Here is a 16,087-nt window from a genome sequence, read left to right as displayed (position 1 = left end):
GGGCGCGTGGGGGCGCGCACCGCAGGCGCGGGTGGCGGCGCATAGGATCGACACGGCAGGAGGCTGGATGGCGCACGTCGTGATCTTCACCCGCCGCGACCGGGGCGTGCTGCCCAGCCTCGAGCTGCTCGAGCACCGGGTGAGCACGCTGCCGGCGACGGCGGAGGCGGTCGCGCACGCCCCGGCCGGCGAGCTGCTGATCGTCGATGCGGTCGGCGAGCTCGCCGCCGCGAAGGCCATCTGCCGGCTGCTCGAGCACGACGCGGCCCCGGTGCTGCTGGTGCTGGGCGAGGGCGGGTTCGCGGCCGTGACACCCGAGTGGGGCGTGAGCGACATCGTGCTCGACACGGCCGGTCCGGCCGAGATCGAGGCGCGCATCCGCCTCTGCCTCGCCACCGCGCGCGCGGCAGCGCCGACATCGACCGCCGGGCTCACGATCGACGAGGCGAGCTACCAGGCGAAGGTCGACGGCCGGCCCGTCGACCTCACCTACAAGGAGTTCGAGCTGCTGCGGTTCCTGGCCGCGCACCCCGCCCGCGTGTTCACGCGCGAGCAGCTGCTGAGCGAGGTGTGGGGCTACGACTACTTCGGCGGCACACGCACGGTCGACGTGCACGTGCGGCGGCTGCGCGCGAAGCTCGGCGACCTCGAGTCGCTGATCGGCACGGTGCGCGGCGTCGGCTACCGCTTCGAGCAGACAGACGACTGACGAGCGGATGCGGTGGGTCACCGCCCAGCGCGCCGCGCGTGAGGCGCAGGGCGCGGCACGTGAGACGGTGGGCCCGTGCCGCGCGATGCGCGTGAGGCGCAGGGCGCGGTACGTGAGACGGTGGCACCGTGCGTGAGACGGTGGGCGCCGTGCGTGAGACGGTGGGCGCCGTGCGTGAGACGGTGGGCCCGTGCGTGAGACGGTGGGGCCAGGAGGATGCAGATGAGTGAGACGACGTTCGAGACTGCGGAGGCCGTGCGCCTGGCGACCGCGCTAGGCGCGGCGTGCGCCGCGGCCGACGGCGTGCCGCCGTTCAACGATCAGGCGCTCGTCGAGCTGCGCCGGGGCGAGCGCCGCGCGATCGGCGACGCCACCGCGCTGGCTGTCATCAGCGATGCCGAGCACGAGGTCGAGCTGGCCGTGCACCCAGAGCAGCGCAGGCGCGGCCTCGGCAAGGCCCTCGCCGTTCGCGTCGCCGACGAGCTCGGCAGCTTCGACGCCTGGGCGCACGGCGACCACCCGGCCGCAACCGTGATCGCCGAACGGCTCGGCATGGCGCGCGTGCGCACGCTGCTGCAGCTGCGGGCGCCCGTGCCGGCGCCCGTGCCGGCGGCAGCCGAGCCGGCGGCAGCCGAGCCGGCGGAGGCCGAGCCGGCTACGGCCGCAGCAGCGGGGAGCGCCGACTCGGCGGCGGGCGGCGACCGCCTGCCCGACGGGACGCGCCCGTACGAGCCCGACGACGCATCCGCTCTGCTCGCCCTGAACGCCTCGGCGTTCGCCGACCACCCCGAGCAGGGCCGCATGACCGCCGACGACCTCGCGGCCCGCATGGCCGAGCCCTGGCACGACGACGCCAACCTGGTGGTGGCACCGGGCGAGGCCGGCCTCGACGCCTTCACCTGGGTCAAGCCCGAGGGCGAGGTGGCGGAGCTGTACGTGCTGGGCGTCTCGCCGCAGCGGCAGGGCGCCGGCCTCGGGCGGCGGATGCTGGAGGCGACCTTCGTGCGCATGCGCGCGCTGGGCGCGACCACGGCGCACCTCTACGTGGAGGGCGACAACGCGCCGGCGCTCGCGCTCTACCGGCGGGCGGGCTTCACGCAGTGGGCCATCGACGTGCGGTGGCGGCATGTCGCACCCGAGTGATTCCGGCGGCGGCAGCGATCGCGGCACCCGCTGTTCACGCGAACTTGGCAGAATGACGCCATGAGCGACGGCACTGCGAGCGACACGAACGTCACGGAGCCCGCGACGGGCGAGCTGCCGCGCATCGAGCGCGCCGCACGAACGCTCGAGCAGGAGCAGACCTTCCACGACGCCAACGAGGCCGACTTCGACGGCGACGACTTCGACGAGGAGGTCGCCTGGTCGGCCGAGATGCAGGGCGTCGAGACCGAGGACGGCCTGCCCGCCGACCGCTTCCTCGACCGCGAGCTCTCCTGGCTGCACTTCAACGAGCGGGTGCTGGAGATGGCGGAGGACCCGGCGACGCCGCTGCTCGAGCGGGCCAACTTCCTCGCGATCTTCGCCTCCAACCTCGACGAGTTCTTCATGGTGCGGGTCGCGGGCCTGAAGCGCCGCATCATGACCGGTCTCGCCGTGCCCACGAACGTGGGGACGGGGCCGCAGCGGCTGCTCGACGACATCGTCGAGCGCGCCCACGAGCTGCAGCTGCGCCACGCGAAGGCCGCGCAGGAGTCGTTCGGTCCCGAGCTGCGGGCCGCCGGCATCGTGCTCGAGCGCTGGAGCGACCTGACCGACGCCGAGCGCGAGTCGATGAGCGGGCGCTTCGACGACGAGATCTTCCCCGTGCTGATGCCCCTCGCGGTCGACCCCGCGCATCCGTTCCCGTACATCTCGGGGCTCTCGCTCAACCTGGCCGTGCGCGTGCGCGTGCCGGGCGAGGACGAGGACCAGTTCGCGCGCCTCAAGGTGCCGGCGGTGCTGCCGCGCTTCGTCGAGCTCGCGCGCGTCGACGGCGTGCAGCGCTTCCTGCCGCTCGAGGAGCTGATCGCGAACAACCTCGACGAGGTGTTCTCGGGCATGGAGATCGTCGAGCACCACGTCTTCCGCGTCACCCGCAACGAGGATGTGGTGATCGACGAGGACGAGACCGAGAACCTCATCAAGGCGCTCGAGCACGAGCTCTCGCGCCGCAAGTTCGGCCCGCCCATCCGCCTGGAGGTGTCGGAGGACATCGACGACGTCACGCTCGAGCTGCTGGTCGACGAGCTCGGCATCACCGACTCCGAGGTCTACAAGCTGCCTGGCCTGCTCGACCTCACCGGGCTCTTCCAGCTCGCGAAGCTCGACCGGCCCGATCTGCTCTACACGAAGCGCGTGCCGGTGACGGCGGCGGCGTTCCTGCCCACCGATCAGGACGACACCCCCGACCTGTTCGCCGCCATCACGCGCAAGGACGTGCTCGTCCACCACCCCTACGAGTCGTTCGCGACCAGCGTGCAGGCGCTGCTCGAGCAGGCCGCCGACGACCCCGACGTACTCGCCATCAAGCAGACCCTCTACCGCACCTCCGGCGACTCCCCCGTGGTCGCCGCGCTCATCCGTGCTGCCGCCGCCGGCAAGCAGGTGCTGGCGCTGGTGGAGGTGAAGGCGCGCTTCGACGAGCAGAACAACATCCGCTGGGCCCGGCAGCTCGAGCGCGCCGGCGTGCACGTGGTCTACGGCATCGTCGGGCTGAAGACCCACTGCAAGCTCATGATGATCGTGCGGCGCGAGAACGGCCGCCTGCGCCACTACTGCCACATCGGCACCGGCAACTACAACCCGAAGACCAGCCGCATCTACGAGGACTTCGGGCTGTTCACCGACAACGACCAGGTCGGCCGCGACATCACGCGGCTGTTCAACGAGCTCTCCGGCTACGCGAAGGAGAAGTCGTACCAGCGGCTGCTCGTCGCCCCCAGGCACCTGCGCAAGGGGCTGCTGAGCCGGTTCGAGCGCGAGACCGAGGCCGCCCGCTCCGGCCGCCGGGCGCGCATCCGCCTCAAGGTCAACTCCGTCGTCGACGAGCAGATCACCGACGCGCTCTACCGCGCCAGCCGCGCGGGCGTCGAGGTGGAGATCTGGGTGCGCGGCATCTGCACGATCAAGCCGGGCGTGCCGGGGCTGAGCGAGAACATCACGATCCGCTCGATCGTCGGCCGCTATCTGGAGCACTCGCGCGTGTTCGCGTTCTGGAACGACGGCGACGAGGAGGTCTTCATCGGCTCGGCCGACATGATGCACCGCAACCTCGACCGCCGCGTCGAGACGCTCATCCAGCTCACCTCGAGCGAGCACATGCGCGACATCCGGCAGCACTTCGACAAGGCGATGTCGCCGCAGACGGCCTCCTGGTGGGGCGAGCCCGACGGCAGCTGGACCCGGCACTTCCGGGCAGCGGACGGCACCCCGCTCGACGACCTGCACCGCGACCGCATGATCCAGATCCAGCGGCGCAAGCGGACCGCCCGGTGAGCGCGGCCGACGGCGCGGTGCTCGCCGCCGGTGCCCTCGTCTGGCGCGAGGTGGGCGACGAGGTGCAGGTGCTGCTGGTCGAGCGCACCCAGCACCGCGACCACTCGCTGCCGAAGGGCAAGCTCGACCCGGGCGAGACGCTGCCGGAGTGCGCCGCGCGCGAGATCCAGGAGGAGACCGGGCTCACGATCGTCCTCGGCGCGCCACTCGGGCACACCGAGTACCGACTGCCCGACGGCCGCGACAAGGTCGTCTACTACTGGCAGGCGAAGGTCGACGACCACGCGGTGAGCGCCGCATCGTTCTCCCCCAACGACGAGATCCTCGCGCTCGAGTGGCTGCCGCTGGCGCAGGCGAAGCGCCGCTGCACCTACGAGCATGACGTGACCGTCATCGAGCGCTTCGAGGAGCGGCTGGCCGCCGGCCACGCCGAGACCTTCCCGATCATCGCGCAGCGGCACGCGAAGGCCGCCGACGCGTTCACGTGGGAGGGGTCGGATGCGTCGCGCACGCTGACGTCGCGGGGCGAGCGTCAGGCGCGGCTCGTCGCAGGCGGCATCGCGGCGTTCGCGCCCGAGCGCATCATCACCTCCAACGCGGTGCGCTGCATGCAGACGGTGGCGCCGCTGCGGCAGCTGCTGGGCATCGAGCCGAAGGTCTCGAGCGCCATCAGCCAGGAGGCGCACGAGCATCCCGAGCTGCAGCCGCGCGACGAGGTCGAGCGGCGCGTCAGCAAGGCGGTGCGCAAGCGCCGCGGCATCGTGCTGTGCTCGCACGCGCCGGTCATCCCGGAGATCGTCACCGCGGTCGTGCACGCGACGGATGCGCTGGAGTCGCAGCGCACGCACCGCGCGTCGATGCTGCACACGGCCGAGTTCACCGTGCTGCACGTCTCGGCCGGCGAGACGCCCGCGCTGGTCGCGCTCGAGACGCACAGCCCCCGCGAGCGGTAGCGCTGCCCGCTATCCGCGGGACAGACCTGATCGCCAGATCAGCCGAACCGCCCACTGACGTAGTCCTCGGTCGACTGCACGCTCGGGTTCGAGAAGATCTTCGCCGTCTCGTCGAACTCGATCAGCTTGCCCGGCTTGCCGGTGCCGGCGATGTTGAAGAACGCCGTCTTGTCGCTCACGCGGCTGGCCTGCTGCATGTTGTGCGTCACGATCACGATCGTGTACTCGGTCTTGAGCTCCTCGATGAGGTCCTCGATCGCGAGCGTCGAGATCGGGTCGAGGGCCGAGCACGGCTCGTCCATCAGCAGCACGTCGGGGCTGACCGCGATGGCGCGGGCGATGCAGAGGCGCTGCTGCTGGCCGCCGGAGAGGCCGGAGCCGGGCACGCCCAGCCGGTCCTTGACCTCGTTCCAGAGGTTGGCGCCGCGCAGCGAGCGCTCGACCAGGTCGTCCTGGTCGCTGCGCGACATGCGGCGGTTGTTGAGCAGCACGCCGGCGAGCACGTTCTCGCGGATGGTCATGGTCGGGAAGGGGTTGGGGCGCTGGAAGACCATGCCGATCTGGCGGCGCACGTTGACCGGGTCGACGCCCGGGCCGTACAGGTTGGCGCCGTCGAGCAGCACCTCGCCGTCGACATAGGCGCCGGCGATGACCTCGTGCATGCGGTTGAGCGAGCGGAGCACGGTCGACTTGCCGCAGCCGGAGGGGCCGATGAACGCGGTGACCGCGCGGGGCTCGATGTCGATCGACACGCCTTCGACGGCCTTGAAGGCGCCGTAGTAGATGTCGAGGTCGTTGATCTCGATGCGCTTGGACATTGCGTTACCTTCCAGACTTCGGCGCGAAGAAGTGCGCGATGACGCGGGCGCCGATGTTGAGGATCATGACGATGAGGATGAGCACGAGCGCCGCCGACCATGCGCGGTCGAAGTAGGCCTGCTCCTGCACCCCGGGGGAGATGTACTGGTTGTAGGCGAACACCGGCAGCGTCATCATGCGACCGTCGAACACGTTGTAGTTCATGTTCGTCGTGAAGCCGGCGATGATCAGCAGCGGCGCGGTCTCGCCGATGACCCGGGCGATCGCGAGCGTGACGCCGGTGACGATGCCTGCCAGTGCGGTGGGCAGCACCACCTTGGCGATGGTGAGCCACTTCGGCACGCCGAGCGCCAGCGACGCCTCGCGCAGGTCATTGGGCACGAGCTTGAGCATCTCCTCCGTCGAGCGGACGACGGTGGGGATCATCAGCAGGCTGAGCGCGACCGCGCCGCCGAGGCCGCTGCGCACGCCCTCGCCGGCGAACAGCGCGAAGAGGGCGTAGGCGAACAGGCCGGCGACGATCGAGGGGATGCCGGTCATCACGTCGACGAAGAACGTGATCGCCTTCGCGAGCGCGCCCCTCCCGTACTCGACCAGGTAGATGGCGGTGAAGATGCCCACCGGCACCGAGATGATCGCGGCCCAGAGCGTGACGAGCACCGTGCCGACGATCGCGTGCAGCACGCCGCCGCCCTCGCCGACGATGTTGCGCATCGTCCAGGTGAAGAACTGCAGGTCGAAGCGGGCAGCACCGTTGACGACGACCGTGACGATCAGTGAGATCAGCGGGATGAGCGCCAGCAGGAACGCGCCGACCACGAGGCCCGTGACCAGCCGGTCGGCGGCCTTCCTGCCGCCTTCGATGAGCTGGCTCACGACCGTCACCGAGACCAGGTAGAGCACGAAGCCGACCAGCCCGACGATCACGACGCTGAAGTCGCTGCCGGAAGCGCCGGCGATCAGGCCGGCGATGGCCGCGCCGATCAGCAGGGAGACGCCGAGCAGCCCCCAGGGGGCCCAGGGCGGCAGCTGTCCCGCGGTGAGCGGGTTCTGCGCGGTACGGCTCGGGGCGATGGTGGTGGTCATGGCTCAACGACCTCCGTCGACGGTCGTCTTGGCGATGATCCAGCGCGAGAGGGCGTTCACCAGCAGCGTGATGGCGAACAGCACGAGGCCCGAGCCGATCAGCATGTTCACGGTGATGCCGTGCGCCTCCGGGAAGCGCAGCGCGATGTTGGCGGCGATCGTCGAGGGGTTCTGCGAGCCGATCAGCACGAAGCTCACGACGCCGGAGGAGGCGAGCACCATGGCGACCGCCATCGTCTCGCCCAGCGCACGGCCCAGGCCGAGGATCGAGGACGCGATGATGCCGGAGCGCCCGTGGGGCAGCACGGCCATCTTGATCATCTCCCAGCGGGTGGCGCCGAGCGCGAGCGCGGCCTCCTCGTTGAGGCGCGGCGTCTGCAGGAAGATCTCGCGGCAGAGGGCGGTGATGATCGGCAGCACCATCACCGCGAGCACGATGGATGCGGTCAGGATGGTGCGCCCGGTGCCCGATGCGGGCGGGCTGAACAGCGGCAGCCAGCCGAGGTTCTGGGCCAGCCAGATGTAACCGGGCTGGAAGAACGGGGCGAGCACCGCGATGCCCCACAGGCCGTAGATGACCGAGGGGATGGCCGCTAGCAGGTCGATCAGATAGCCGAGGAACTGCGCGAGCTTGCGCGGCGCGTAGTGCGTGATGAACAGGGCGATCGCGACGGCCAGCGGCACCGCCATCACCATGGCCAGCAGTGCCGACCAGAGCGTGCCGAACGTGAGCGGCCAGACCCATGCCCAGAAGTTGGCGCCCTCCTCCTCGGGGATCGGCCCGATGATCGCGGGCACGGCCTGGACCACCAGGAACAGCGCGACGCCGCCGAGCGCGATCAGGATCAGCACGCCTGCAGTCGTCGAGACGGCCTTGAAGACGATGTCGGCGGGCCGGTTCGTCACTGCGGCCCTGGGTGCGGCCGGTGCAGCGGTAGTCATGGAGCTCCCTGCGGAGTCGGAGGACCTGTGAACGAGGTCCGGCCGGGGCGGTGGAGCGCCCCGGCCGGACGGTGCAGCCCTACGGGCGTGCGATGTACCTGTCCAGTATTACTGAATCGTGTCGACGACCGCGAGGATCTCGTCGCGCAGCGAGTCCGAGATGGGGGCGTTGCCCGCGTTCGCGGCGCCCGCCTCCTGGCCCTCGGCCGATGCGATGTACGAGAGGTAGCCCTTGACGAGCTCAGCCTGCGCGTCATCGGTGTAGTCGGTGCAGGCGATCGCGTACGAGATCAGCACCAGCGGGTACACGCCGGCCTCGGTCGTCGTGCGGTCGAGGTCCACAGCGATGTCACCCTCGTGACGGCCCTCGACGCGCGGCGAGGCGTCGACAGCGGCGGCAGCAGCAGCGGCCGTGAACGGCACGTACTCCTCGCCCACCTGCAGGGCCACGGTGCCGAGCCCGCCGGCACGCGATGCGTCGGCGTAACCGATCGTGTTGGTGCCGTTGGTGACGGCGTCGACGACACCCGAGGTGCCCTGTGCACCCTCGCCGCCGTAGCTCGCGGGCCACGTCTCGAAGACGCCCTCGCTCCAGTCGGACTCAGCGGTGGCGGCCAGGTACTCGGTGAAGTTCTCGGTGGTGCCCGAGTCGTCCGAGCGGTGCACGGCCGTGATGTTCGCGTCCGGCAGCGTCGCGTCCGGGTTCTGGTCGGCGATGGCCGGGTCGTTCCACTTGGTGATCTGGCCCGAGAAGATCTGCGCGATCGTGGCCGCGTCCATGTTGAGCGACTCGACGCCCTCGACGTTGAAGATCACCGCGATGGGCGAGATGTAGACGGGCAGGTCGACCGGCAGCGTGTCGGCCACGCAGGCGCCGAACGAACCGGCGAGCTCCTCGTCCTTCAGGTAGGCGTCCGAGCCGGCGAAGCTGACGCCGCCAGCGATGAACTGCTCACGGCCCGCGCCGGAGCCGGCGGGGTCGTAGGTGATGTCGACGTCGGGGTTCGCGGTCTGGAAACCGGCGATCCACGCCTCCTGCGCTGCGCCCATCGACGAGGCGCCTGCGCCTGCGAGGTCACCCGAGAACGACGAGCCCTCGGGGGCAGTCGTCTCGTCGGTGCCCGCGGGGGCATCGCTCTCGCCAGCGGGCTCATTGGCTGCGCAAGAGCTGAGCAGGAGTGCGCCTGCTGCCGCGACGACCGCAACGCGGCCGAGCTTCGTGAACTTCACGGTGTTCCCTTCGGAGTGCTGTGATGCAGGGCCTGGAGCGCCCTGGAGTTGGCACGAACGAGCGCGCCGGGGACCACGCTAGGGAAGGCGGGTTTCGCGCAGGCCCCGCACAGGTGAACAGCGGGTGAACACGGCCGGTGACGCCGCACGACGCCTGGGAAGCAGGGAGCCGGGCCGCGAACGCCTCACGGCGAGAGGCCGCTCGCAGCGGCGAATATTGGAGCCCGGGGTTACGCGGCCCGGCTCGACCACAATAACGAGGCCGGAGCCGACACGCAGGCGGGTCCGCTCACTGCGAACGCATTCAGTTCACGTCGATGACGGTGTCCGGCACCTCCGGGTGGCCGTACGTCGAGCGAAGGATGACCTGGTCGGGCTCGACGCCCTCGGGCAGCTGCACCGCGGCGACCGCGTCGGTGAAGGCGGTGTCGTCGGCGTAGTAGACGTCGTTCTCGGCCGTCACGTCGATCGTGTCGCGCCAGTCGTACGTCTGGCCGTCGTCGCCTGTGATGAAGATGTCGAAGCAGCTGATGAAGTCGACGTCGCCCTCGACGTGCTCGGCGGAGACCACCACCCCCACGAAGAAGGTGCCCGCCTCGGCCTCACCGGATTCCATCGGCGGGTCGGCGATCACGTTGGTGACATCGAACGACCAGGTGTCGCCGAGCCCGTCGTCGACGGTGTACGGGAAGTCGCCGGTGGCGGGCTCCGGCGCCGCGCTCGGGTTCGGGACGGCCGTCACTGCGGGCGGCGCTTCGGGCAGCGCAGGCGGCAGCGGGAGGCAGCCGGTCAGCGCGATGGCGCTCGCCCCGATCACGAGGGCGGCTGCGAGGGTGCGGCGGGGCTTGGGCATGCGAATCTCCGGATCATCCGACGGCCACGACTGGCGGCTCCGCCGAGCCTACGCCGCCGGCCGGGCCGCTCGCTCGGGCCAGCCTCAGGCGAGCGAGTCCGAGCGCCACAGACGCCCGCAGATGCGCAGATCCTCGGCGATGTCCGTGAGCCTGGCCGCGAGCTTCGTGCGCGCGCTCGCGCGATCCGGATGCGTCGTCTCGTCTTGGTGGGCGAGCTGCACGGCACCCGCCGCGGTGACGATCGCGAACGCGGCGGCGCGCTCGAGCGCGAGCGCGAAGTCGCCGGCGAAGACACCGCGCAGGATCGTCTCCGAGAGCGTCCGCAGCTCGGCGGGCGTGGCCGGTGCCGGCACTCCCGCGACCACCGGCGCGGCCGTGGGCAGCGCATCCGCCCCCGCCTGGTAGAGATGGGCTGCCTCCTCCGCCCGCTGGGTCACCAGCGCGTGCAGCAGGTGCACCCGCCAGAGCGCACCCGGCAGCGAGTGCGGCCGGGCGCCCGACCAGAGCTCGGCGACGATGTCGATGCCGTCCTCGCGCGCCACCCGCAGGATGCGCTCGACGACCTCCGGGTCGGCGCCGGCGCGCACGCGGGCGAGCAGCGCGTTCGCCGTCTCGCTCGCCAGCTGCAGCCGCACCACCGGGTCGACGTCGCCCTCGACGCGCTCGAACCAGTCGTTCGAGAAGTGCGTGGGGCGGTGGAAGTCGTCAGCCATCGTCGACGATCCTCTCACGCGGCACGTGCGAGGGCGCCGCCTGGCATGCAACCCGGCGGCGCCCTCTGCGGCTGTCGTCGCCGGTCAGGCCGAGGCCGTCAGCAGCGGGTAGACGCCGTCCTCGTCGTGCACCTCGCGGCCGGTCACCGGCGGGTTGAACACGCAGGCGCAGCGGATGTCGGTCTCGGCGCGCACGGTGTGCTTGTCGTGCTTGTCGAGCAGGTACATCGTGCCGGGCTTGAGCTCGAACTCCTCGCCCGTCTCGCGGTTCACGAGCGTGCCGGTGCCCTGGTAGACGTAGACGCACTCGATGTGGTTGGCGTACCACATCTCGGTCTCGGTGCCCGCGCGCAGCAGGGTGTCGTGGAAGGAGAAGCCCACGCCCGCGTCTGCGAGCACGAAGCGGCGGCTGCGCCAGGTGTCGTGGTCGACGTCGTTGGCGGTGCCGTCGAGCTCGTCGATGTGGATGACCTTCATGGAGTTCCTCTCGTCGTTCGGGGTGATGTCGGGCGTTGCGTCACGCCGTGGCGGCCCGCACGGCCTCGTCCAGCAGCGCGATGCCGCGCTGCAGCTGCTCATCGGTGATGGTCAGCGGCGGCATGAGCTTGATGACCTCATCGTTCGAGCCGGAGGTCTCGACGAGCAGCTTCCGGTCGAAGGCGGCGGCCGCGGCACGGCCGGCGACGGCCGGATCCTCGAAGCGCACGCCGCGCAGCATCCCGCGGCCGCGCAGCGTCGCGCCGGAGTGCTCGGCGATCTGCTGCAGGCCCGCGTCGAGCAGCGCCGCCTTGGCCTGCACCGACTCGGCGAACGCGTCGTCGGCCCAGAAGGTCTCGATCGCGGCGGTCGCGGTCGCGAAGGCGGGTGCGAAGCCGCGGAAGGTGCCGTTGTGCTCGCCCGGCTGCCAGACGTCGAGCTCGGGCTTCAGCAGCGTCAGCGCCATCGGGAAGCCGTAGCCGGAGAGCGACTTCGACACGCAGATGATGTCGGGCACGATGCCGGCGGCCTCGAAGGCGAAGAACGTGCCCGTCCGACCGCAGCCGCTCTGCACCTCGTCGACGATCAGCAGCACCTCGAAGCGCTTGCACATATCGGCCAGCGCGCGCAGCCACTCGGGGCTCGCGGTGCGCAGGCCGCCCTCGCCCTGCACGGGCTCGACGATGACAGCGGCGGGCAGGTCGATGCCGGAGCCGCTGTCGGACCAGACCCGCTCGAGCCAGGCGAGCCCGTCGAAGCCCGGCTCCTCGTATGGGGCGGTGACGCCGAAGGGCAGCGGCACGCCGGCGGCGGCCCGCTTCTTGGCGTTGCCGGTGACGGCGAGCGAGCCGAGCGTCATGCCGTGGAAGGCATTGGTGAACGAGACGATGTCCCGCCGGCCGGTGGCCTTGCGGGCGGTCTTCAGCGCCGCCTCGACCGCGTTCGTGCCGGTCGGCCCGGGGAAGAGCACGCGGTGCTCGAGGCCGCGCGGCACCAGGATGTGCCGCTCGAACGCCTCCAGGAACGCGCGCTTCGCGGGCGTGTGGGTGTCGAGCGAGTGCACGACGGCGCCGCTGGCGAGGTAGTCGATCGCCACCTGCTGCAGCACCGGGTGGTTGTGCCCGTAGTTGAGCGCGCCTGCGCCGGCGAAGAAGTCGAGGTAGGTCTCGCCCTGCTCGCTCACCTGCTCGGCGCCCGAGGCGCTCGCGAACACCGCGGGCCACGATCGCGCGTAGGACCGGACCGCGGATTCGCGACGCTCGAAAGCGCTGATGTCGCCGATGCCGCCTGCGGGCGTCTCGGCCGGAGTTGTGGTGGTGGTGCTCATCGGATTGCCTCCTCAAGTGCGTCGAGCGCCTCGGTCTCCTCGCGCGGCTCGGGCCGCAGCGGGGCGATGCGATGCAGGAGCTCAGCCTCCCACTCGCTCTCGTCGCCGGGGAAGTGCTCGGGTGCGAACAGGTCGGTGACGGTGTGCTCGGCGCCGCGCCGCTCGGCGAAGGACGCGAACAGCCGCACCGATGCCTCGTTTGCTCGGGTGATGGTGGTCTCGACCGCGGCCGCGCCGGTGCGCGAGGCGAGCTCGTCGAGCATCCGGCCGGCGATGCCGCGGCCGCGCTGCGACTCGTCGACCGCGACCTGCCAGATCATCAGCGTGGTCGGGTCCTCGGGGCGCAGGAACCCGGTGACGAAGCCGACGAGCTCGTCGTCGACATCCGCCACCACCGTGGTCTCGCGGAAGTCGCGCGCCCACAGCATGTAGGCGTAGGGCGTGTTGAGGTCGAGCCGCTCGCTGTCGCGGGCCAGCTCCCACAGCTGCGCGCCCTCGTCGGGTCGCGGGGCGCGGAAGGCGATGGTGCCGATCATGCGGCCGCCCCGCCGTGCACGATGGCGAGCTCGACCGCATCGAGCCCGAACGCGCCGTGCAGCACCCGGGTCGCGTGCTCGAGCTGCTCGAGCGGCACGACCACCGACAGCCGGATCTCGCTCTGCGCGATGAGGTGCACCGTGATGCCCTCGGCGCTGAGCGCCTCGAACAGCTGCGCCGACACCTGCGGGGTCGAGCGCATGCCGTCGCCGACGACGGAGACCTTGCCGACGTCGTCGGTGAGCGTGAGGGTCGCGAACCCCAGCCGGTCCTGCTCGCGCTGCAGCGCCTTGGCGGCACGCGTGGCGTCCTCCATCGGCAGCGCGAACGAGAAGTCGATCAGGCCGGTGTCGGCGGCGGTGTGCGTCTGGCCCACCATGTCGACGGTCGCGACGGCGCCGGTGATGACGGCGAAGATGGCGGCGGCGGTGCCGGGCACGTCGGGCACGCCCACCACCGTCAGCATGGACTGGTCGTCGGTGTGCGTGACTCCGCTGATGATGGGCTGCTCCACGGGGCTCTCCTCGAGGTCGGCGTGCTGGTGGACGGATGCGTGGGGGTCGCTGGTGAGGGGATCGGCGGCCAGCGCGGTGGCGACGGGGTCGTCGGAGATCCAGGTGCCCTCGGTGTCGCCGAAGCTCGAGCGCACGTGCAGGCTGACGCCGTGGCGGCGGGCGATCTCCACCGAGCGGCGGTGCAGCACCTTCGCGCCGTGCGCGGTGAGCTCGAGCGCCTCCTCGGTCGAGAGGTACGGCAGCCGCTGCGCGTGCGGCACCACCCGCGGGTCGGCGGTGTAGAGGCCGTCGACGTCGGTGCGGATCTCGCACACCTCGGCGCCGAGCGCGGCGGCGAGCGCGACCGCGGTCGTGTCGGAGCCGCCGCGGCCCAGCGTCGTGACGTCCTCATCGGCGTTGCCGCCCTGGAAGCCGGCGACGATCGGGATCACGCCCGCCGCGATGGCGTCGGCGATGCGCGCGGGCTGCACGTCGAGGATGCGCGCGTCGCCGAACGCCTGGTCGGTGCGCAGGCCCGCCTGCACGCCGGTGAACGAGGCGGCCTCGTGCCCGAGCTCGTGCAGCGCCATCGCCAGCAGCGAGGTCGAGATGCGCTCACCGGCGGTCAGCAGCATGTCGAGCTCGCGCGCCACCGGCTCCGAGGAGACCCCGCGCGCCAGCTGCAGCAGCTCATCGGTGGTGTCGCCCATCGCCGAGACCACGATCGCCACATCGTGGCCGGCGTCGCGGGTCGCCGCGATGCGGCGCGCGACCATGCGCAGTCGGTCGGAATCGGCGACGGACGAACCGCCGTACTTCTGCACGATCAGGGGCATGCATCTCCTCGGTCGATGATCGGGGGGTGCCAGTGGGCGCGAGCCGGTCGGCGCGTGCGAGTCATCCAGGCGCCGCGAGCACACAGGGCTCCGGCAGCCGGGACTCAGCGAACGACTATCGACGCTATCGAGATCTCGATCGATCGCAACCGTGTTCGCGCTCGGAATACCGGGAGCACGGCATGCTACGCGCGTGGGCGCGCGCATATGAAGATGCATCGCCCCGCCGAAGATGACGAGCAGGCAACGATTTCGCCTCGGCGGCGAGGCTCGGGCGTGTCCCGCCGGCTGCTGCACGCCGTTACCCTGGATGCGCGGGCCTGTAGCTCAGTCGGTAGAGCATCGGACTTTTAATCCGTCGGTCGTGGGTTCGAGCCCCACCGGGCCCACGCGAGGTGATGCGGCATGACCGCCAAGCTCGACCTCAAGCGCGAGCTCGACGCCTACCGTGCGAAGCGCGGTGAGCTCAGGCTGGTGGACGTGCCGCCGCTGCAGTACCTGATGATCGACGGGCACGGCGACCCGAACACCGCGCCCGCCTACCGCGAGGCGCTCGAGGCGCTCTACCCGCTCGCCTACGCGCTGAAGTTCGCCAGCAGGCGCGAGCTCGGCCGCGACTACGTCGTCATGCCGCTCGAGGGCCTGTGGTCAGCGGCCGACATGGATGCCTTCACCGTCGCCCGCGACAAGTCGCGGTGGGACTGGACGCTGCTGATGCTGGTGCCCGACTGGATCGATCGCGCGCTCTTCGACAAGGCGGCGGATGCGGTGCGCACGCAGGGCGCGCCCGCGCGGCTCGACGAGATCCGGCTCGCGCCGCTCGAGGAGGGCCGCTGTGTGCAGACGCTGCACCTCGGCGCCTTCGACGACGAGGGCCCGGTGCTCGAGCGGATGCACGCGTGGCTCGAGGCGCAGGGGCTGCAGAAGGGCGGGCGGCACCACGAGATCTACCTCAGCGACGCCCGCCGGGTGGAGCCGGCGAAGCTGCGCACGATCCTGCGTCAGCCGGTGGCTGCGCGCGCCGAGCGGGAGCGGCGCGAGCTCCGGCTGGCTGGCATCGCCGTTCGGGTCGGCGGGCAGCAGTCTCGGCAGGGCTGACTCCTCGCGCATGAGCCGGGCGAGCCGCGTCGTCTGCGCCAGATGGCCGTCGGCGCACTCGGGCTCCCACTCGGTCGCCGCGACGATCACCTCGAAGGGCTGCCGGAGATGCAGGATCGCACGCTCGCGCGCCCGGCTCAGTCGCCCGTGACACACGAGCTGGCCCAGTGCGGCAGCCGGTCGTGGCGGCAGTCGCCTACGCGACGCGCACGAGCCGGATGCGCCAGCGCTCCGGGCCGCGGTCGAGGTAGTCGACCTCGAAGGCATCCGGGTGGCGCTGGCCGAGCTGCGTCAGCAGCGGCACGGGATCGTGCGTCGCCGAGATGATCATTCCGCTGCCGCGCTGCAGCGCGTCGAGTGCGCCGAAGATGGCGGCGTGGCGCACGGCGTGCGGGATCGTCTGCACATCGAGCTCGGGCATGGTGTCGTCGTGCTCGCCGCACGCGCAGGCGTGGGCGGCGGCGGGGGCCTCGTTCGCGTCGTCGAGGCTGCGGTGGATCTGGATATCGGCCATGCCCAGAATTTACTACAATAA

General features: G+C 71.1%; 16 protein-coding genes and 1 tRNA gene. 6 read left to right on the top strand and 11 right to left on the bottom strand.

The annotated features are described in order from the left end of the window. Positions 1–67 precede the first annotated feature (67 nt). From J1M46_RS14425 to J1M46_RS14410, 4 genes are all read left to right on the top strand, one after another. Positions 68–709 (top strand): winged helix-turn-helix transcriptional regulator, encoded by a 642-nt coding sequence (locus tag J1M46_RS14425; RefSeq protein ID WP_206448754.1) that lies wholly within the window; start codon positions 68–70, stop codon positions 707–709. Between the two features lie 222 nt (positions 710–931). Beyond that, positions 932–1,852 carry a mycothiol synthase gene (gene mshD / locus J1M46_RS14420; protein WP_206448414.1) on the top strand — a complete coding sequence of 307 codons (921 nt, stop codon included), beginning with the start codon at positions 932–934 and terminating at the stop codon, positions 1,850–1,852. Positions 1,853–1,912: 60 nt separating this feature from the next. Continuing rightward, entirely contained in the window at positions 1,913–4,186 is a 2,274-nt protein-coding gene (locus J1M46_RS14415; RefSeq protein WP_206448413.1) for an RNA degradosome polyphosphate kinase, read from the top strand. Beyond that, positions 4,183–5,139, top strand: coding sequence for an NUDIX domain-containing protein (locus J1M46_RS14410; RefSeq protein WP_206448412.1), 957 nt, complete (start codon positions 4,183–4,185; stop codon positions 5,137–5,139). Before J1M46_RS14415 ends, J1M46_RS14410 begins: the two co-directional genes overlap by 4 nt. A 38-nt stretch (positions 5,140–5,177) precedes the next feature. Here the strand turns inward: J1M46_RS14410 and pstB are convergent, their stop codons facing one another. The 10 genes from pstB to J1M46_RS14360 all read right to left on the bottom strand — a co-directional run bounded on the left by pstB (position 5,178) and on the right by J1M46_RS14360 (position 14,454). After that, the gene (gene pstB, locus J1M46_RS14405) at positions 5,178–5,957 is read right to left on the bottom strand and encodes a phosphate ABC transporter ATP-binding protein PstB (protein WP_206448411.1); all 780 of its coding nucleotides are present in this window, start codon (positions 5,955–5,957) and stop codon (positions 5,178–5,180) included. Positions 5,958–5,961: 4 nt separating this feature from the next. Continuing rightward, positions 5,962–7,044: a phosphate ABC transporter permease PstA gene (gene pstA, locus J1M46_RS14400; protein WP_206448410.1), complete on the bottom strand. Its 1,083-nt coding sequence runs from the start codon at positions 7,042–7,044 to the stop codon at positions 5,962–5,964. Between the two features lie 3 nt (positions 7,045–7,047). After that, entirely contained in the window at positions 7,048–7,986 is a 939-nt protein-coding gene (pstC, locus tag J1M46_RS14395; RefSeq protein WP_206448409.1) for a phosphate ABC transporter permease subunit PstC, read from the bottom strand. A 108-nt stretch (positions 7,987–8,094) separates the two neighbouring features. Further along, the gene (locus J1M46_RS14390) at positions 8,095–9,216 is read right to left on the bottom strand and encodes an extracellular solute-binding protein (RefSeq protein WP_206448408.1); all 1,122 of its coding nucleotides are present in this window, start codon (positions 9,214–9,216) and stop codon (positions 8,095–8,097) included. Between the two features lie 304 nt (positions 9,217–9,520). Beyond that, complete coding sequence (locus tag J1M46_RS14385) at positions 9,521–10,069, bottom strand: hypothetical protein (RefSeq protein ID WP_206448407.1); 549 nt, start codon at positions 10,067–10,069, stop codon at positions 9,521–9,523. Between the two features lie 84 nt (positions 10,070–10,153). Next, entirely contained in the window at positions 10,154–10,783 is a 630-nt protein-coding gene (locus tag J1M46_RS14380) for a DNA-directed RNA polymerase subunit beta (protein WP_206448406.1), read from the bottom strand. A gap of 84 nt (positions 10,784–10,867) precedes the next feature. Continuing rightward, positions 10,868–11,260, bottom strand: a complete 393-nt coding sequence (locus J1M46_RS14375; protein ID WP_206448405.1) for an ectoine synthase — start codon at positions 11,258–11,260, stop codon at positions 10,868–10,870. Positions 11,261–11,300: 40 nt separating this feature from the next. Further along, positions 11,301–12,587, bottom strand: coding sequence for a diaminobutyrate--2-oxoglutarate transaminase (ectB, locus tag J1M46_RS14370; protein WP_206448404.1), 1,287 nt, complete (start codon positions 12,585–12,587; stop codon positions 11,301–11,303). Further along, on the bottom strand, positions 12,584–13,123 hold the full coding sequence (ectA, locus tag J1M46_RS14365) for a diaminobutyrate acetyltransferase (RefSeq protein ID WP_206448403.1): 540 nt from the start codon (positions 13,121–13,123) through the stop codon (positions 12,584–12,586). The genes ectB and ectA overlap by 4 nt, the downstream gene beginning before the upstream one ends. Continuing rightward, entirely contained in the window at positions 13,120–14,454 is a 1,335-nt protein-coding gene (locus J1M46_RS14360; protein WP_206448402.1) for an aspartate kinase, read from the bottom strand. Before J1M46_RS14360 ends, ectA begins: the two co-directional genes overlap by 4 nt. A 316-nt stretch (positions 14,455–14,770) precedes the next feature. Here J1M46_RS14360 and J1M46_RS14355 point away from each other — a divergent pair. Beyond that, a tRNA-Lys gene (locus J1M46_RS14355) sits at positions 14,771–14,843 on the top strand. A gap of 16 nt (positions 14,844–14,859) precedes the next feature. Further along, on the top strand, positions 14,860–15,552 hold the full coding sequence (locus J1M46_RS14350) for a GyrI-like domain-containing protein (protein WP_206448401.1): 693 nt from the start codon (positions 14,860–14,862) through the stop codon (positions 15,550–15,552). A gap of 196 nt (positions 15,553–15,748) precedes the next feature. Here J1M46_RS14350 and J1M46_RS14345 read toward each other — a convergent pair whose 3' ends face one another. Continuing rightward, complete coding sequence (locus tag J1M46_RS14345; protein WP_092915619.1) at positions 15,749–16,066, bottom strand: DUF2249 domain-containing protein; 318 nt, start codon at positions 16,064–16,066, stop codon at positions 15,749–15,751. Between the last annotated feature and the right edge of the window lie 21 nt (positions 16,067–16,087).

The sequence above is a fragment of the Agrococcus sp. KRD186 genome (assembly GCF_017168255.1).
GTDB lineage: Bacteria > Actinomycetota > Actinomycetes > Actinomycetales > Microbacteriaceae > Agrococcus.
The sequence above is the reverse complement of the archived record's forward strand: the minus strand, read 5'-3'. Positions and strand labels throughout refer to the sequence as shown.